Genomic DNA, 17,183 nt, shown 5'->3' with positions numbered 1-17,183 from the left:
GAGCTGTCGATACTTCGTGTTGCGTCTGGGCACATCACCAAGGTCGCGACTATCCTAAGCCTATGGTGGATCGTAAACTTTCGGCGGCATATCCGGCGCATTGGGAAGCTGATGTTGTGCTTCGCGACGGGACAACGGCACATTTGCGGCCCATCACCCCGATGGACGCGCAAGCCCTGCAGGAGATGCACAAGCATCAATCTGAAACCTCGGTCTACCTACGCTATTTTACGTACAAGTCCTCGCTGACCCCTAAAGAGCTCGAACGGTTCACGAACGTTGATCATGTGAATCGGGTCGCTTTCACCGTGGTGCGCGGATCAAAAATCATCGGCGTTGGACGCTATGACCGCCTTGACGATCCGCAGGAAGCGGAAGTCGCCTTCAACGTCTCCGACGAATACCAGGGCACGGGGATCGGATCCATTTTGCTTGAGCATCTGGCCGCCGCCGCCCGCGAGAACGGCATCGAGAAATTCTCCGCGGAGGTGCTACCGGAAAACCGCAAAATGCTCACCGTTTTCTCGGACGCCGGCTACGCAGTGGCCAGGCACTTCGAAGACGGCGTAGTGATGCTGGAATTCTCCATCAACCCCACCGACAAATCGCGCGAAGTCACCGAATCCCGGGAACACCGAGCCGAAGCGAGCAGTGTCGCCGGCCTATTATCACCGCAGTCCATCGCCGTAATTGGCGCCAGCCGCACCTGGGGAAAACTAGGCCACGATGTTCTCGAGCGTATTGTCGAGTCCGGGTACACCGGCACCGTCTACGCGGTCAACGATGCGGCGCTGGAAGTTGGCGGCATGGTCGCCTACGGCAAGGTCACCGAACTGCCGGGCCCAGTGGACGTGGCGGTGTTATGCATCCCCCGCGCGGGAATCCTCGAAGCAATCAAGGACTGCGCAAAACATGGGGTGAAAGCCCTGGTCATTATGACAGCCGGGTACGAGTCCGCCCAAGGGCTGAGCGCCCAGCGAGAGCTCGTCGCGTTGGCCCGGGCCAACGGGATGCGCGTTCTCGGCCCTGCCTCGCTCGGGCTGATCAACACCGATCCGGAAGTAAATCTGCATATCTCTGGGAGCACCGGAGCATCTAAGCCCGGCAACGTCGGGTTCTTCAGCCAATCGGCAGCCATGGGAATGATTCTCCAGGGCGTTGGCATCCAGCAAGGCGTTGGGGTGAGCAGCGCGATTTCCGCTGGGCTGCGCGCCGATGTATCGGGCAATGACGCCATGCAATTTTTCGAGGATGATCCGCGTACGGACGTTGTGGCCATGTACTTGGAGTCCTTTGGTAATCCGCGTAAATTCGCGCGCATCGCCCGCAGGCTGGCGCGTCGCAAGCCCGTTGTCGTGGCCAAAACCGATGTCATGGGCCGACGCCTGCCCCCAGGCCACTCGGTTCGCGTCGGCCAGGCTCCGGCGGGCGCTATGAATGCGATCTTGCGTCAATCTGGAGTCATTCGCGTACGTTCATCCGAAGAACTCTTGGATGTTACGTCGCTGCTTTCGGTCTTCCCGCCGCCGCAAGGACCAAATGTCGCGATCATCTCCAATTCGCTGACGATCGCCGAAGTCGTCTGCGACGTGGCGGAAGACCGAAATCTCAATACAGCGATCCACGGCGAAGAACTCGACTACAGTGTCGGGCAGTCGCGAACCATCCCAATGCTTCGGAGCCGGCTCCAGGAACTGGTCGACGATCCAGAAGTCCACACGGTGCTGCTGGCGCATCTGCCGTATTCCGGACTAGAGACTTCAGCGGTTCTCAAGGTCGCCCGTGAATTCCTCGACCAATCCAAGCCGGTTGTGACCTTGGTTCCCGGTCTGTCGGATTCCGATATCACCGGCGGCGTAAAGCAAGGAGTCCCGCTTTATACCTCGCCGACCACCGCCATCGGGGCTTTGGCCAAAGCCTACGGCTACCAGCAGTGGGTTGATGTTCCCTACGAAGGCATCGAAGACCCGGCGGGCATCGATGCCGACGGAGCTGCCGAATACCTTGCGGAACTGGTGGCTACGGTTTCGGGATCCAACCTGTTGGAACTGTCCGAAGCGCAGGCACAAAAGCTGCTGGGCTTCTATGGGATCCAGATCTACGGATCACGAGTCGTCAATACCGTGGAAGAAGCCGTGGAAGCAGCCGATGAACTGGGCTGGCCTGTCGCGCTCAAAGCCAATGATCCAGACCTGCGCCAAAGATTGGATCTCGGCGGCGTCCGGTTGAGCATTCCGGACCGGACGAGCCTGGAAGCCAACTTCACCCATATGAAGATGCTGATGCAGACCTATGGTGTTGATGCCCTGGAAGTTCAAAGCATGGCCCCGGCTGGCCAAGCGTGCGTGCTCAAAGCCGTAGAAGATCCACTCCTGGGACCGGTTATTTCGTTCGGTCTCAGTGGTGACCCGGTGAATTTGTTGGACGATTGGGCCCACGGGGTCGCGCCGCTGTCCACGTATGATTTGGAACAGCTGATTCGCCGTCCGCGAAGCAGCGTTCGCCTGTTGGGGTATCAAGGACTTGCCGCAGTGGATCTTAACGCCTTGAAAGACTTCATCACCAGGGTGTCGCTGTTCAAGGACAACCATCCCGAGGTCACTGTCGCGAAATTCGCTCCGATTTCCGTCGCGGCTGATTCATTGAGCGTTCTCTCGGTCAATATCCAGATCAGCAATGCTGAGCAGCGCACCGACAGTGTCCGGCGAGCCTTGAGGAGCTGAGCCGAGGCGCAAAACGTGAATTGGCCGGAGCTACTGAGTAGACTTGACCTATGAGTTCTCCAACATATTCGACTGCTCCAGGCGCTGAGCTTCTCGACGATCTGGTACGGGCGGGCTTCTACCCGCAGATGGTCCAGGACGTCCTTGCTGAGGCCATGGCCGGGCAGCCAGTACTTGACCACTATGTACACCTGGAAACTCATTTCGACCACACCGAAGTGCATCGCCATATTACGGTCATGGTGAAGAGCGAAAAAGTGCTTTTCATCCTGCACGTCGATGACCAGCAGCTTGATGACCATGGCAAGGATGTCATGGCGCAAGTATCCGTCGAAATGATTGCACTTTCGCGCATCGCGTCGGTAGCAACGAGTTATGTGTACCACCAGCCGCAGCACTATTCGTCGGCTGACGCGGTGAAGGAATTGACCTTCGGCATGTCCTGGGGTGGCACCAAGCGCATCGACCTGGCACCAGCGGCCTGCGGTGATCCCCAGTGCGACGCCGACCATGGACTCAACGGCACGTCCCAGCCAGAGGACCTCGTGATCCGGGTCAGCGCCGAAGCAGACGGCCAGCGCGCAGTGAACAAGGCCCGAGAATTCGCGGTACGACTACGTTTGGCAACGATCGCTTGAGCATGAACGAGTCGCTGAATGAAACTGCACTGCCCGTGCCAGAGCAAAAAATCCCTGACGCGCCGCAGTATGGCGAGGCGACACTATCGGAGATCCTTCCTTCCGCAGCAGCCGCGCTAGGCGTCCCGGGGTATGACAATGCCCTCGGATTCAAGCCGACCAAGCGCGTAGTTGTGGTCATGGTGGACGGACTGGGGTGGAACCAGCTCAAGAGCCATGTTGGCCATGCTCCATATTTGCGTTCGCTCTTTGCCGTGGGTCGCAAGATCGGAACAGGGTTCCCTTCGACTACGGCAACGTCGCTGAGCAGCCTCGCCACCGGTGTCACTCCGGGAGAACACGGAATGCTCGGATACGACGTGATCGATCCGGCACGACGTCGAGTGGTCAATCAGCTCGGCGGCTGGCCCGGTGATCTGAATCCCGAGGCATGGCAAACCCGCCCGACGGTATTCGAAAAGGTGGCTGAGCATGGGATACATGTCGCCACGGTTTCCATTCCAATGTTCGCAAAGTCCGCACTAACTCGCGCTTCCTTGCGCGGGCCGAAGTTCGTCGCGGCGAATCAGCCGATGGCCCGGGCACGCGCAACGCATACCGTCTTTGAAACGCATCGCAGCGCACTGGTCTACACCTACTTCAATGAGCTGGATAAGACCGGACACAAATTCGGTGTCGATTCGAGCCAATGGCGCGACACTTTGGAAGAACTCGATTACGTTATCAAAAACCTGGTGTCCCGCCTGCCGGAGGAAACCACGGTGCTGATCACTGGCGACCACGGGATGGTTGATGTACCGCAATCGCAGCGGATCGACTACAGCCAGTATCCGGAACTGATTGAAGGCGTAGAGCTGACCAGCGGGGAACCTCGTGGAGTGCAGCTGACCTTTGCGCCGGAAACGAATGAAGCGGGCAGGCTGGAAGTCAAGCGCGCGTGGCACAGGGAGTTTGGCTCCAAGGCATGGGTCCTGACACGCCAGGAAGCCATCGAACGAGGCTATTTCGGGCCGATCATCCCTGAACATGCAGCCCGGCTGGGCGACCTGATGATTTTGGCCGCGGAGTCCATTGCTTTTTATGATGGGCGCCGGGTTGCCCCGATGGCCTTCGACATGGTCGGGCAACATGGATCGTTGACTTCGGGGGAGCGGTACGTACCGTTACTGATGCATCGAACTACTTAGAAAATGCGATCGGGCAGCACCTGAAGGTGCTGCCCGATCGCATTTAAGCGTTACTCACACTGATTAGGAATCAGTGTCCTTCTTGCGCTTGCCGAACATGATGTCATCCCAGCTTGGGACCGATGAGCGCTTCGCCTTGCGCGGCGAGGAGTCCTCGGTGTTCTGTTCGCCCTGCTTGTCCTCGGCGTCTGAGTCATCCTGATCGGAATCGGTGACAACAACCAGCTGCGAAGTGCGGGGCGAAATGCCCTGCGGCAGGTGGGGCAGGGAGTCGTCATCCTCGGCATCGTACTTGCTCATGCCACGCTCGATAATGTCGTTGAAGCGGGACTCGCGCTCCGGGTCCTGGTCCTTCGGACGCTGGCCGCGACGAGCATTGAGCAGGGTCACCAGTTCTTCAGTCTCATCAACTTCAGGAGAATTGGAAGCTGGCGGCTCCGGCTCCGACTGGTTCACAGCCGAGATGGGGCGAAAGTATTCTGGAGCGACTTGTTCGCTGAGGGTCTGCGCCCAGCGGTTCAAGTTCTTCAGCGTCTTGCGTGCAGGGGAGAAGGCCCAACGGGCGATGTTCTCCGATGCCTCCGACGAATCGGCCCCAAGGGATTCGACATTTTCCGTTGGCAACGGGGAATCGAATTCAACGGTGATGATCCACTGGCCTTCTGGATCCTTCCAGGAATTCCACCGTGCAGTCTCGCTATCGATGTGCAGCTGATTAAAGCGGTGCACAACCATGGACCCGAGATCGGCTGGCTCTTCGCCGAAGACCTCGCGGTATTCGGCATCGGTCTGCGGTCCCGATACTTCCACGCGGCGCGCAAGCTCAGCCATGTGCTCGCGTTCTGCAAGTACTGGCCCCTCGTATTTCACGATGTCTTCTACCGGGATGTCCCATTCAAGCGACAGGTCATAAGCAGAAGCGCCAGCACGTACACGTGCCTGAATCTCACGTGGCGAGTGGACCGAGGAGGACTCTTCACGGTTCCTCGGAGCCCGTGAGCGAGCTATTTCTGCCATTGCACTGCGCAGTGCATCGTCAACGGGGAGCTCGTAGCTCATCCCGTCGTCACTGCTGACCTGCAGGCTGGAACCATTTTCATGAATTCCTACCAGTCTCAGCTGACGCATTAATACCCTCCACACGCTCTATTTCCTGAGTAAAACTCTGCCACCTTGAAGGCTGAATTCCTACCACCGCCCCGGGTGTGGCGCAAGATTAGTCATCAACTTCACGTCTTAATTCCCGAACCTTCAGCCGGTGGCTGATGTCTCGGCGTGAAGGAATGGATTGGCTCGAAGAACGTTATACTTTTATGCCGGTATGAATTTTCACGTTGTGAAGCTACCGGCTCGGAAGAATACCTGCAGGAAAGAGCGAAATACGATCATGGCATTTGAATCTGCTGCATCAGCCGTCATCTCGGAAGAGGAACGCGCCAAAGAGATCGCTCAGCTCAAGGCGGGCAAGACCGCGCAAATGGCGAACCTGATCGACGAAACCGAAACGTTCTTGGCCGAAGAGTACGTGCTTCCAGGCGGGGAAGCGGCCGAGGAAGAAGCCGGGGTCGAGATTCTGAGCGAACAAGCCGACGAGTTCACCTGCGCGTCATGCTTCATGGTCCGCCACCGCACGCAACTGGTGCGGGAAGATGACGGGCAAAAGTTCTGCAGCGAGTGTGAAGGATAAATCCCCGACGACTGGACTGTTTCGCAGTCAGCATCGGGGATTGCCGATATGAATTTGTGAGTGCTTGAGAAGCCGTGGAATCAGTCTTCGGAATCCTGTGCTGATGATTCTTCGGCTACTGCCTCGGCTTTGCCTTCTTCGGTGAACTCGTACATGACTCCACCCAAAGCGGCTGCGAGTTCCTCTGGCCGGCGGGTGGACGTCAGCCAGTACGGGGTGGTGTCGCGTTCGTCGGTGACTTCCATCTTGACTACGCCATCAAGCCATCCGCGCAGCAACATGTAGGCAAGCCCGTGCAATTTCTGCCCACGCTGCTTGAACGCTTCGTCTCCGCGGTAACCGACGACTTCGCCAATGAATTGACGTTCGATGCTAGCGCGGCCGACAGTCACCATGGTTTCGGTGACTCCAATCGTTGGGACGCGGACCAGGAAAATGACCACCAAGGCGATGAGCATGGCTATGCCTACGCCCCAGCCCAGCACGGTATTAACCGGCGCCACAGCGATACCAGCGGTCAGCGCGATAATGATCGGCCAAATCCAGGTGCTGGCCGAAGGCCAAAGTTTTTCGCTGTACAGGACGCTCGATGCCGCAGGGCTGGTGTTACTCATGTTTCCAAGTCTAGGCAATAATTCTTTGAGCCAAGAACAGCGCACAGCAGACAGGTCATTCCTAGCCGCACGCGATAGAGTTAACCCAGCGAAACTACCGAACGACCACTTCACAAAACTCCCGGGGGATAACCAAACTGATGAGTGAGCCAACAATCTCGATCGCCATCAAGATGCTAGACAGCGACCTTCCTGTGCCGAGCTATGCGCATCCTTCGGACGCCGGCGCTGACCTGCATGCTCGCGAAGGTCTGGTGCTCGAACCAGGGGAGCGTGCATTGGTGCGCACCGGCATCGCTCTGGCGATACCTCATGGCTACGTTGGCTTGGTTCACCCGCGGAGCGGACTGGCAACCAAACACGGCATCACAGTAGTTAATGCCCCCGGCACTGTTGACGCAGGGTACCGCGGTGAGATCATGGTCACGCTGCTGAATACCGACAAGCGGGAAGCTTTCACCATCAACCGCGGAGATCGCATTGCCCAGCTCGTGATCCAGAAAGTCGAGCAGGCAGCGTTCACCCAAGTTGATTCCCTCGAAGAAACAGCGCGTGGCGCCGGTGGCTTTGGATCGACCGGCGGATTTGCCGCTAACTAAGCACTGAAGATAACAAGCAAGTTTTCTAAGGACACCATGATTTTCAAGCGTAAAAAATCAAAAGAGCATGAGGCTCCGGTCGAGTCATCCGAGGCTGCCGCGGCACCGGCCGAACCAAAAATTGGCCCTTTCGACATCAAGGATGTTGAGGACACCACTGAGTACCTTGACTTCGGATCGATTCTTATCAGGCCAGTCAGCGGCCTCAAGGTCCGCATGGACGTAGAAGAATCAAATAAGCGCGTCATCGCTGTCTCGCTCGAGATCGCAGAGTCCCGCATCCAGCTCATGGCCTTCTCTTCATCGAAGTCCGAATCACTGTGGCCTGGCATAAAGGACAAGATCAAAAGCGATATCGGCGCGCAAAACGGCGAGATTTTCACCCGTGAAGGCCAATATGGCGAAGAGCTGCTGGCCAAGGTTCCGCAGCAGTTGCCAGACGGCCGTGCCGGGCATGTAGCTTTGCGCTTTGTCGGCGTTGACGGCTCGCGCTGGTTCCTCCGCGCGGTAATCGGCGGTAAGGCCATTGCCGATGAAGAGGCAGCTGGTGTTGTGGACGCGATCTTGCGCGATGTCATCGTGAACCGTGGCGACAAGCCACTGCCGCCGGCAGAACTACTGCCTCTGAACGTTCCGGCAAATGCCCAAACCCGCCCGGCGCAGGAAGAAGCGCAGCCAGAGATCAAGCGTCCGGAGCGCGGACCAGAGATTACCCAGATCGGCTAAAGATGTCGTTGAAGGATAAGCCGGTATCAGCGCACCTCGGGCCTTCGGACCCGACATTGAACTATCAATGCCTGGATTCATTGGAGCAGTTGCCGCTCAAAGGCAGGGTGAAGCACACCGGGTATGTTCAATCGGTGAGCTACTCCGCGCCGAATGAACGGCCATTGCTCAAAGCCGTGGTGGTAGACAAGCTCGGCGGGGCTGCTGCTCGACGCGGCACAGCTGCGCATGTCCGCTTGATCTTCATGGGGCAAAAGTCGGTTCCGGGGATCAAGCCCGGCGTAAAGGTGACCTATTCAGGCATGGTCGCGCCGGTGGAGCAGATCCCGACGATCTTTAATCCGCGCTACGTTATTGTTCCGGTACCCCGCGGGTAGCGACCAAGTGATATCCGCGGTGACCGTGCACCCATGGTGCTGTTGGAAATATGGAAGTAGAAGCAATGCACAATGAGGACCTCGGGCGCGAAGACGGCCAACAACCTGAGAAAGAGACCAAGCCCAGCTTGGCTTCGATGATTGGCGCGAACTCGAATATCGCCCAAAATGCAGACGGCGGAATCGATCTGCTCTCCACGGTAGGAGGAGTCCGCGGCATTCTGGAAACGGTGCTGCCCGGATTCGTCTTCATCATGGTTTTTGCCCTGAGTAGCAACCTCACTTGGGCGCTGGTTGCCTCGATCGGCCTCGGCGTAGTTTTCATGATCATCCGCTTGGCCAAGCGCTCCACGTTGATCCAGTCCGCAACCGGGCTGATCGGCATCCTGATCTGCGCGTTCGCCGCGCGTCATACCGGCAACGCGAAGGACTACTACATCCCGGGCTTCTACACCTCTGGCGCCTACCTGCTGGCGATGCTGGTTTCGGTGATCGTGCGCTGGCCACTGATCGGCCTGCTTTTCGGTTTCATCCGCAACGAAGGCGTTGAATGGCGCAACAAGGCAGATCGGCTGCGCCGGTACCAGATCGCGACGTGGATCGTCATCGCCGTTTTCGCACTCCGCCTGGCCGTGCAGCTGCCCATGTATTACATGGATCATGTGGTGGCTTTGGGAGTTGCCCGTGCGCTGATGGGCGTGCCGCTGTATGCCGCCGGCCTGTGGTTCGCCTGGCTCATTTCCAAGCCCGCTCAAACCGCTACCGGCGACGCAACGGGTGCAGCGACGAGCTAGCTAGCGCGTCGCGTCTCGCAAGGTCCGGCGCAATAGAGGTTCAGCCTGCGGGGTGGTGATGAAGAAGATTTCATCGCCACCCTCAACTACATCATCCGCACTTGGCGGGAATGGCGTTTTATCGCGAACCACGGCCATCAAGGTGGTGTCCTCAGGCCATGGAATGCGCCCGATGGTGCGTCCGATCAGTGCTGAGTCATGGGGAACGGTGAATTCAACCATGTACACCTCGCCGGTTTTCAACGTCAGCAGCCGCACCAGGTCGCCGACTTCCACCGCTTCCTCGACCAGCGCGGTCATCAGGCGCGGGGTGCTAACGGCCACGTCGACGCCCCAAGCATCATCGAACATCCACTCGTTCTTCGGATTGTTCACCCGGCCTACGGTGCGGCGTATGCCGAACTCGCTCTTGGCCAAGAGCGAGACCACGAGGTTCACCTTGTCATCGCCGCTGGCAGAAACCACGACATCGTAGTCTTCAAGGCGCGCTTGCTGCAGAACAGCGAGCTCGCACGCATCGCCGATCAGCCATCTAACGCCTTCAAGATCTTCACGTTCAGCCATTTCCGGCTGGATATCGATCAGCAGGACCTCGTGGTCGTTGATCACGAGTTCGCGGGCGATGGAGGAACCGACTGAACCGGCTCCGGCAATCATGACTTTCATGGTGGCCTTTCAGTTAGTCGTTCGGCAGGGGAGCAGGAGGGCTGGCAAGAACCTTTTCAACGTCCTTGAGCTGGTCAATGCGCATCATGACATGGACCAGGTCGCCGCCCTGCAAGCGGGTTCGGTTCTGCGGAATGGTGCCTTCTCCGAAGCGCGTCAGGTAGGCAACCCGCACGCCGGCAGCGGCTTCAAGGTCCTTGACCAAGCGTCCGTACCAGCCGCGATTCAAGGCAACTTCGGTCAGCACCAGTCGGCCTGATGGCTCCCGGAAATCACCGCGCATCGAATAATCCGGCAAGATGCGGCGCAGGACCTGATCGGTGCTCCAGCGCACCGCGGCCACAGTCGGGATGCCCAGGCGCTGGTAGATCTCGGCTCGCCCTGGATCGTAGATACGGGCCACGACATGGGGGACGTTGTAGGTTTCGCGCGCTACGCGGGTAGCCAGAATGTTGGAATTATCACCGCTGGAAACAGCGGCGAAAGCGTAGGCGCCATCAATTCTTGCTGCTTCCAAGGTGTCGCGGTCGAATCCGCGACCGGTGACGGTGAGGCCCCCGAAGTCTTTGCTTAGACGGCGGAACGCATGAGCGTCTTGATCGATGATTGCCACCGAATGCCCCGCTGAATCCAGTGTATGGGCGAGCGAAACGCCGACGCGCCCGCAACCCATGATCACAAAATGTGCCACCGAAATCTCCTTGGAATCGCTGCTCGTGATGATTGGTCGAAAGCACCGCCAAACGGTGCTCCGAATGCAACAATAGCGCTGTTCGGTCCTACTTCATTGGCGATGAACCACCCGTGTGCCTTGCATACCTGCGATAACGTTATGTCGTGCCTGCATTATTTGATGGTCTCAAGAGGATTTTGGTGGGGCGGCCTTTCAGCACTGAACAGCTGAAAAAGAAGCCGCTGCCGCCGAACGTTGCGTTGCCGATTTTCTCCTCCAGCGCCTTGTCGTCCTTGGCATACGCGCCAGACGAAATTCTGCTGACCCTTGCCATGGCTGGCATCGCAGCCACGATGCTCTCCCCAGCGGTGGGTGTGGCGGTGCTGGTAGTCCTCGTAGTGCTCGTGCTGTCCTACCGCCAGTCGGTGGTGGAGTATCCCTCGGGTGGCGGCGACTATGAGATCGTCAAAAAGAATCTCGGGGCACGCCCGGGTACTGCTGTTGCAGCCGCCTTGTTGGTCGACTTCGTATTGACCGTTGCGGTCTCCAGCTCCTCGGCCGCCGCATATTTGAGCGCTATTTTCCCCTTCCTAGGCGAGCACAAAGCCTGGGTTGCCGCGATCCTGGTGGCCCTTTTGGTGGTGGGAAACCTCCGTGGAACCTGGCAGGGGCGCTGGACGCTGGCCATTCCGGTGTATCTGTTCGTTGCCGGAATGCTGCTGCTGATTGCCATTGGCGGGGTGCTGGCGCTGACCGGCAACCTCGGACTGGCGCCAAGCGCTGAATTCACGATTGTCCCGGAGGCGGAATTCTCGACCGGTTTGCAAGGAGTCGTGGGTGCGCTATTGATCCTTCGCGCGTTCAGCACCGGCTCGGCGGCGTTGACTGGTATTGAGGTGCCCATTTCCAATGTCCAGACGCTGGCCAAGCCACGGGCCAAGAACGCCGGTCGGATCCTCTTGGTTCTGGGTCTGTTGTCCGGTGTGCTGACCCTCGGCACGATGATGCTGGCCCGCGCCACTGGCATCAAGGTGGTCGCCGATCCGCAGAAATCATTCTTGCTGCACGGCAACCCGATCCCCGATGACTTTGTCCAGGTTCCGGTTCTGGGGCAACTGGCGCAGGCTGTTTTCGGCGACTACACCCTGGGTCTGATCTTGGTCTCAGTGCTGACTATCGCGGTGTTGCTGCTGGCCGGCAACCAGGCCTTTAATTCCTTCCCGCTGCTCGCCAGCCACCTGGCCACCGATGGCTTCCTGCCGCGCCAGCTGCGAACCCGTGGCGATCGCCTGGGCTTCTCCAACGGCATCTTGTCCTTGGGCGTGGCGGCCATTGTCTTGGTCCTGCTGTTCCAAGGCGACGTCACATTACTTGTCCAGCTGTACGTTGTCGGTGTTTTCGTTTCCTTTACGCTTAGCCAGCTGGGCATGCTCAAGCATTGGAAACGTGTGCTGGTGCCGATCGCGGACCGAAAGATCAGGGCTGCAAAGCAGCGCAAGCGCATGTTAAACCTCGTGGGCCTGGTCCTCTCGGCACTGGTGCTGGTGGTCGTTCTGGCGACAAGGTTCGTGCATGGCGCGTGGCTGGCACTGCTGGGCATTGTCGTGCTGATGCTGATCATGGATTCTTTGCAGCGCCATTATCAAAAGGTGGATGCAGAGCTGGCCGTCGATGAAGACTACGCGGTCACCGCACTGCCCTCCCGTGTGCATGCCTTGGTTCTCGTCTCCACGGTGCGCAAGCCGGTGCTGCGCGCCTTGGCCTTTGCCCGCGCTTCGAGGCCTTCCAAGCTTGAAGCAATCATCGTGGATGTCGAGCGCGCAAAAACCGAGAAGACTCTTGAAGACTGGGATCGCATGGGGATTCCAGTGCCGATTACCGCCTTGGCCTCGCCGTACCGCGATATTCCCGGTGCGTTGATCGAACATATCCGGTCCATCAAACGCGAGTCTCCCCGCGAATTGATCGTGGTGTACATCCCCGAATACGTGGTGGGACGCTGGTGGGAGCAACTGGTGCACAACCAGACCGCGCTTCGCGTCAAGAACCGATTGCATTACGAACCAGGCGTGTTGATCGCTTCGGTGCCATGGCGACTGCAGAGCGCATCGCGCACTGTCGGCGGCGGCGCCACCGAAGAATACTCGGCACACCGCTAAAAATACTTTTGATGAAAGACGAAAACATGACTGAATCACCTGTGCTCCAAGTTCGTTTGGGCAATATTGCCCACGGTGGGCATACTGTTGCCCGCCACGAAGGACGGGTGATTTTTGTGCGTCACGGCATTCCCGGCGAACTCGTATCCGTCCGGCTCACCGATTCGGCGCCTGATGCCAAATTCTGGCGCGCCGATGTCGTGGAGGTCCATGAAGCCAGCGAGCATCGTGTACCGCACTTCTGGGATGCCGCCGATGCGCTCAAGCACCAGGATCCTGTAGGCGGAGCGGAGTTCGGCCATATTTCCCTCGACTATCAGCGTGAATTGAAAGCCCAGGTCGCTGCCGAGCAGTTCACCCGGCTAGGCGGTTTGAAGGCCGAGGACTACAACTTCCCATCAGTGCAGGCGGCTCCCGGATCGACGGACGGCCTTGGCTGGCGTACCCGTATGTCCTATTCGGTGGACGGCGCAGGACGCCTGGCCATGAGCGGATTCCGCAGCAACGAGCTGACGAGCATCGATTCGATGCCGTTGGCCCACCCTGCCATTGAAAGCAGCGGCATCTATGCGGTGGACTATTCCGGCATCGACCGCGTAGAAGTTGCGGTGTCCAGCGCGGATGATCGAACCATTTTGGTTTTGCTCTCCGAGACCAAGCCAGGTGCTGCCGCTAAAGTGGCCAAGCAGTTCCCCGAAGGCGTGAATGTTGCATCATTTAGCCAGCAGGGCGGTTCTGCAGCGGATGGCAAGGGCTCATTGCAGGTCGTGGCCGGCAATTCTTGGCTGAGCGAAAAGGTCATGGGGGAGAAGTACCGGATCACCGGTGAAGGGTTCTGGCAGGTGCACCGCGCCGCGGCGAACCTGCTCAGCGAACGAGTTGTCGAACTGCTTGAGCCGGCACGTGGTGAGCAAATCGCCGACTTGTACGCCGGAGCAGGGCTGTTCTCATTGCCGCTGGCCAAAGCCGTTGGGCAGCAAGGACGGATTTTCTCCATTGAGGGCGCCCCGGGAACCCACGCTGATGCGAAGAAGAATTTGAAGGCCTTCGGACAGGCGACGGTGATTCGCGGACGCGTTGAACGCGTCTTGCGCCAGGTAGCTCGCGATGCCAACTTGGATGCGGTGGTGCTGGATCCGCCTAGGGCTGGCATCGACAAGCAAGTCGCCGCTGAACTAGGTTCAAGCGGGGTTTCGCGCATTTGTTACGTCTCCTGCGACCCGGCATCTTTCGCCCGCGATATCGCTCGATTGACTGCACGCGGCTACGAATTAGAGCACGTAGAGATTCACGATTTATACCCGCACACCCACCATATGGAGTCGATCGGGCTCTTCGTGCGCCGTTAACCGGGCGAAAACGTCCGTTCGGACACGAATTTCGATGAAAGTTTATTCCGAGGAGTCTTTTTCTCGCAGTTGGCGATAGACTGTTTTTAGCTCTGCCGCGCTAGGAACCTGACTATCTCAGTTAGGAACTCCTAACTGGAATTACAGTGTGCGTGTGCAACAGAATGAGTGTCTGGCGAGAGGAGTCCCACGTGAGCAATGTGGACAGCTTCGGTGCCAAGGGCGTACTTGACGTCAATGGAACCGAATACGAAATTTACCGACTGAATACGGTCGAAGGCTCGGAAAGCCTTCCCTACAGCCTTAAGGTTCTGCTTGAGAACCTGCTTCGTACCGAAGATGGCGCGAACGTAACCAAATCACACATCAACGCACTGGGTCAGTGGGATGCTTCGGCTCAGCCGAACACCGAAATCCAGTTCACCCCAGGTCGAGTCCTCATGCAGGACTTCACCGGTGTTCCATGTGTTGTTGACTTGGCAACCATGCGCGAGGCAGTCAAGGACCTCGGCGGCGACCCAACCCGTGTGAACCCACTGGCACCTGCCGAAATGGTCATCGACCACTCCGTGCAGATCGATACCTTCGGTTTCAAGGGCGCAGTCGAGCGCAACATGGAAATCGAATACCAGCGCAATGGCGAGCGTTACCAGTTCCTGCGCTGGGGCCAGACCGCGTTTGACGACTTCAAGGTCGTCCCACCGGGAACCGGCATCGTGCACCAGGTCAACATCGAGTTCCTGGCTCGCACCATCATGACCCGCGAGGTCAACGGCGTACTGCGCGCTTACCCAGATAGCTGCGTAGGCACCGACTCCCACACCACCATGGTCAACGGCCTGGGCGTGCTGGGCTGGGGCGTTGGCGGCATCGAAGCCGAAGCAGCGATGCTCGGCCAGCCTGTCTCCATGCTGATCCCACGCGTTGTCGGCTTCAAGCTTGCTGGCTCGATCCCAGCTGGCGCCACCGCAACCGACGTGGTTCTGACCATCACCGAAATGCTGCGCAAGCACGGTGTAGTCGGCAAGTTCGTTGAGTTCTACGGCGAAGGTGTCGCCCAGGTGCCGCTGGCAAACCGCGCCACCATCGGCAACATGTCCCCAGAATTCGGCTCCACCGCCGCAATGTTCCCAATCGACGATGTCACCCTCGATTACCTGCGCCTGACCGGACGCAGCGACGAGAACGTGGCACTGGTCGAGGCTTACGCCAAGGAACAGGGCATGTGGCACGATCCAAGCCGCGAAATCCGCTTCTCGGAATTCATCGAACTGGATCTGTCCACCGTTGTTCCATCGATCGCTGGCCCGAAGCGTCCACAGGACCGCATCGAGCTCTCGTCCTCGAAGGAACAGTTCCGCAAGGACCTGCACAACTACGTGTCGGACGCAGAGGACACCCAGGGCATCGGCCGTCCATCGACCGCTGTCGAGGTCACCAAGGAAGATGGCACCAAGTTCACCTTGGACCACGGCCTGGTTTCGATCGCCTCGATCACCTCGTGCACCAACACCTCCAACCCTTCGGTCATGCTGGCCGCAGCCGTTCTGGCTCGCAACGCTGCCGAAAAGGGCCTTTCCTCCAAGCCATGGGTTAAGACTTCGGTCGCACCAGGCTCGAAGGTCGTTACCGAGTACTACGAGAAGTCCGGCCTGATGCCATACCTGGAGAAGCTCGGCTTCTTCGTTGTCGGCTACGGTTGCGCAACTTGCATCGGTAACTCCGGTCCACTGGATGCTGAGATCTCCGAGGCTATCAACGCCAACGACCTCGCAGCTACCGCAGTGCTGACCGGTAACCGTAACTTCGAAGGCCGTATCAACCCAGACGTCAAGATGAACTACCTGGCTTCCCCGCCACTGGTTATCGCTTACGCATTGGCTGGCACCATGGACTTCGACTTCGAGACCGACGCACTGGGCCAGGACTCCGAGGGCAACGATGTCTTCCTGAAGGACATCTGGCCATCGCCAGTTGAGGTTCAGCAGATCATGGACTCGTCGATTGACAAGGCCATGTTCGCCAAGGGCTACGAAGGCGTCTTCGACGGCGACGAGCGCTGGAAGGCACTGGACACCCCTGAGGGTTCGACCTTCGCTTGGGACGAGAACTCGACCTACGCACGCAAGGCTCCTTACTTCGAGGGCATGACCGCAGAGCCACAGCCTGTTGAGGACATCAACGGCGCTCGCGTTCTGCTCAAGCTCGGCGACTCGGTCACCACCGACCACATCTCGCCTGCAGGTTCGTTCAAGTCGGAAACCCCGGCCGGCCGCTACCTGATCGAGAATGGCGTGGATCGCAAGGACTTCAACTCCTACGGCTCGCGCCGTGGTAACCACGAAGTCATGATCCGCGGTACCTTCGCTAACATCCGCATCAAGAACCAGCTCCTGGACGGCGTTGAGGGTGGCTTCACCCGCGACTTCACCCAGGAAGGTGCTCCGCAGGCATACGTTTACGATGCTGCAGAGAACTATAAGGCTGCCGGCACCCCGCTGGTCGTTCTTGGTGGTAAGGAATACGGTTCGGGCTCCTCGCGTGACTGGGCTGCTAAGGGCACCGCACTGCTGGGCGTCAAGGCTGTCATCACCGAGTCCTTCGAGCGTATCCACCGCTCGAACCTGATCGGCATGGGCGTTCTTCCACTGCAGTTCCCAGAGGGCGAGTCCGCTGATTCGCTGGGTCTGACCGGTACCGAGACCTTCGCAGTCGCCGGCGTGACCGAGCTGAACAACGGCACCACCCCGAAGACCCTGAAGGTTACCGCAACCGCTGAAGACGGCAAGGTCACCGAGTTCGATGCAGTTCTGCGCATCGACACCCCAGGTGAAGCTGACTACTACCGTAACGGTGGCATCCTGCAGTACGTACTGCGCCAGATCGCTGCTGCTAACTAGTAGAAAACCACCCCGGCACCTGTCGGAGTGACTCTCAAGTAGTTACGCAACACCCAAGATTTGAGGCCCAAGGCATTAGCCTTGGGCCTCA

The 17,183-nt window shown here is 58.7% G+C and carries 15 protein-coding genes; 11 read left to right on the top strand and 4 right to left on the bottom strand.

Annotation, left to right across the window (positions count from 1 at the left end; genetic code table 11):
- Positions 1-62: 62 nt before the first annotated feature.
- Genes D3791_RS01485 through D3791_RS01475 form a run of 3 tightly spaced genes read left to right on the top strand, consistent with a single transcriptional unit; the run spans position 63 to position 4,548 of the window.
- On the top strand, positions 63-2,723 hold the full coding sequence (locus D3791_RS01485) for a bifunctional acetate--CoA ligase family protein/GNAT family N-acetyltransferase (RefSeq protein ID WP_172511106.1): 2,661 nt from the start codon (positions 63-65) through the stop codon (positions 2,721-2,723).
- A 50-nt stretch (positions 2,724-2,773) separates the two neighbouring features.
- The gene (locus D3791_RS01480; protein ID WP_022876511.1) at positions 2,774-3,361 is read left to right on the top strand and encodes a DUF5998 family protein; all 588 of its coding nucleotides are present in this window, start codon (positions 2,774-2,776) and stop codon (positions 3,359-3,361) included.
- A 35-nt stretch (positions 3,362-3,396) separates the two neighbouring features.
- Positions 3,397-4,548 carry an alkaline phosphatase family protein gene (locus tag D3791_RS01475; RefSeq protein ID WP_246242260.1) on the top strand — a complete coding sequence of 384 codons (1,152 nt, stop codon included), beginning with the start codon at positions 3,397-3,399 and terminating at the stop codon, positions 4,546-4,548.
- Between the two features lie 63 nt (positions 4,549-4,611).
- Here D3791_RS01475 and sepH read toward each other — a convergent pair whose 3' ends face one another.
- The gene (gene sepH / locus D3791_RS01470) at positions 4,612-5,676 is read right to left on the bottom strand and encodes a septation protein SepH (RefSeq protein ID WP_061955415.1); all 1,065 of its coding nucleotides are present in this window, start codon (positions 5,674-5,676) and stop codon (positions 4,612-4,614) included.
- A 259-nt stretch (positions 5,677-5,935) separates the two neighbouring features.
- Here sepH and D3791_RS01465 point away from each other — a divergent pair, with 259 nt between their 5' ends.
- Positions 5,936-6,235, top strand: a complete 300-nt coding sequence (locus D3791_RS01465; protein WP_172511105.1) for a DUF4193 family protein — start codon at positions 5,936-5,938, stop codon at positions 6,233-6,235.
- An 80-nt stretch (positions 6,236-6,315) separates the two neighbouring features.
- Here the strand turns inward: D3791_RS01465 and D3791_RS01460 are convergent, their stop codons facing one another.
- Positions 6,316-6,849, bottom strand: a complete 534-nt coding sequence (locus tag D3791_RS01460) for a DUF3093 domain-containing protein (RefSeq protein WP_172511104.1) — start codon at positions 6,847-6,849, stop codon at positions 6,316-6,318.
- A gap of 140 nt (positions 6,850-6,989) precedes the next feature.
- Between D3791_RS01460 and dut the strand changes: the two genes are divergently transcribed.
- Genes dut through D3791_RS01440 form a run of 4 tightly spaced genes read left to right on the top strand, consistent with a single transcriptional unit; the run spans position 6,990 to position 9,345 of the window.
- Entirely contained in the window at positions 6,990-7,448 is a 459-nt protein-coding gene (gene dut, locus D3791_RS01455) for a dUTP diphosphatase (protein ID WP_172511103.1), read from the top strand.
- Between the two features lie 36 nt (positions 7,449-7,484).
- Entirely contained in the window at positions 7,485-8,174 is a 690-nt protein-coding gene (locus tag D3791_RS01450; protein ID WP_172511102.1) for a DUF3710 domain-containing protein, read from the top strand.
- Between the two features lie 2 nt (positions 8,175-8,176).
- Positions 8,177-8,551, top strand: coding sequence for a hypothetical protein (locus tag D3791_RS01445; protein ID WP_172511101.1), 375 nt, complete (start codon positions 8,177-8,179; stop codon positions 8,549-8,551).
- Positions 8,552-8,601: 50 nt separating this feature from the next.
- Positions 8,602-9,345 (top strand): DUF3159 domain-containing protein, encoded by a 744-nt coding sequence (locus D3791_RS01440; protein WP_246242259.1) that lies wholly within the window; start codon positions 8,602-8,604, stop codon positions 9,343-9,345.
- Here D3791_RS01440 and D3791_RS01435 read toward each other — a convergent pair whose 3' ends face one another.
- Together D3791_RS01435 and D3791_RS01430 are read right to left on the bottom strand one after the other, a co-directional pair.
- Positions 9,346-10,011 (bottom strand): potassium channel family protein, encoded by a 666-nt coding sequence (locus D3791_RS01435; protein WP_172511100.1) that lies wholly within the window; start codon positions 10,009-10,011, stop codon positions 9,346-9,348.
- 13 nt (positions 10,012-10,024) lie between these two features.
- A complete protein-coding gene (locus D3791_RS01430; RefSeq protein WP_172511099.1) occupies positions 10,025-10,702 on the bottom strand; it encodes a potassium channel family protein in 678 nt (225 codons plus the stop codon).
- A 146-nt stretch (positions 10,703-10,848) separates the two neighbouring features.
- Here D3791_RS01430 and D3791_RS01425 point away from each other — a divergent pair, with 146 nt between their 5' ends.
- From D3791_RS01425 to acnA, 3 genes are all read left to right on the top strand, one after another.
- Positions 10,849-12,843 (top strand): APC family permease, encoded by a 1,995-nt coding sequence (locus tag D3791_RS01425; protein WP_082689477.1) that lies wholly within the window; start codon positions 10,849-10,851, stop codon positions 12,841-12,843.
- Positions 12,844-12,869: 26 nt separating this feature from the next.
- Positions 12,870-14,192 (top strand): class I SAM-dependent RNA methyltransferase, encoded by a 1,323-nt coding sequence (locus tag D3791_RS01420; RefSeq protein ID WP_172511098.1) that lies wholly within the window; start codon positions 12,870-12,872, stop codon positions 14,190-14,192.
- Positions 14,193-14,383: 191 nt separating this feature from the next.
- The gene (acnA, locus tag D3791_RS01415) at positions 14,384-17,092 is read left to right on the top strand and encodes an aconitate hydratase AcnA (RefSeq protein ID WP_061955427.1); all 2,709 of its coding nucleotides are present in this window, start codon (positions 14,384-14,386) and stop codon (positions 17,090-17,092) included.
- Positions 17,093-17,183 lie beyond the last annotated feature (91 nt).

The sequence above is a fragment of the Glutamicibacter mishrai genome (assembly GCF_012221945.1).
Taxonomy (GTDB): Bacteria; Actinomycetota; Actinomycetes; order Actinomycetales; family Micrococcaceae; genus Glutamicibacter; species Glutamicibacter mishrai.
The sequence above is the reverse complement of the archived record's forward strand: the minus strand, read 5'-3'. Positions and strand labels throughout refer to the sequence as shown.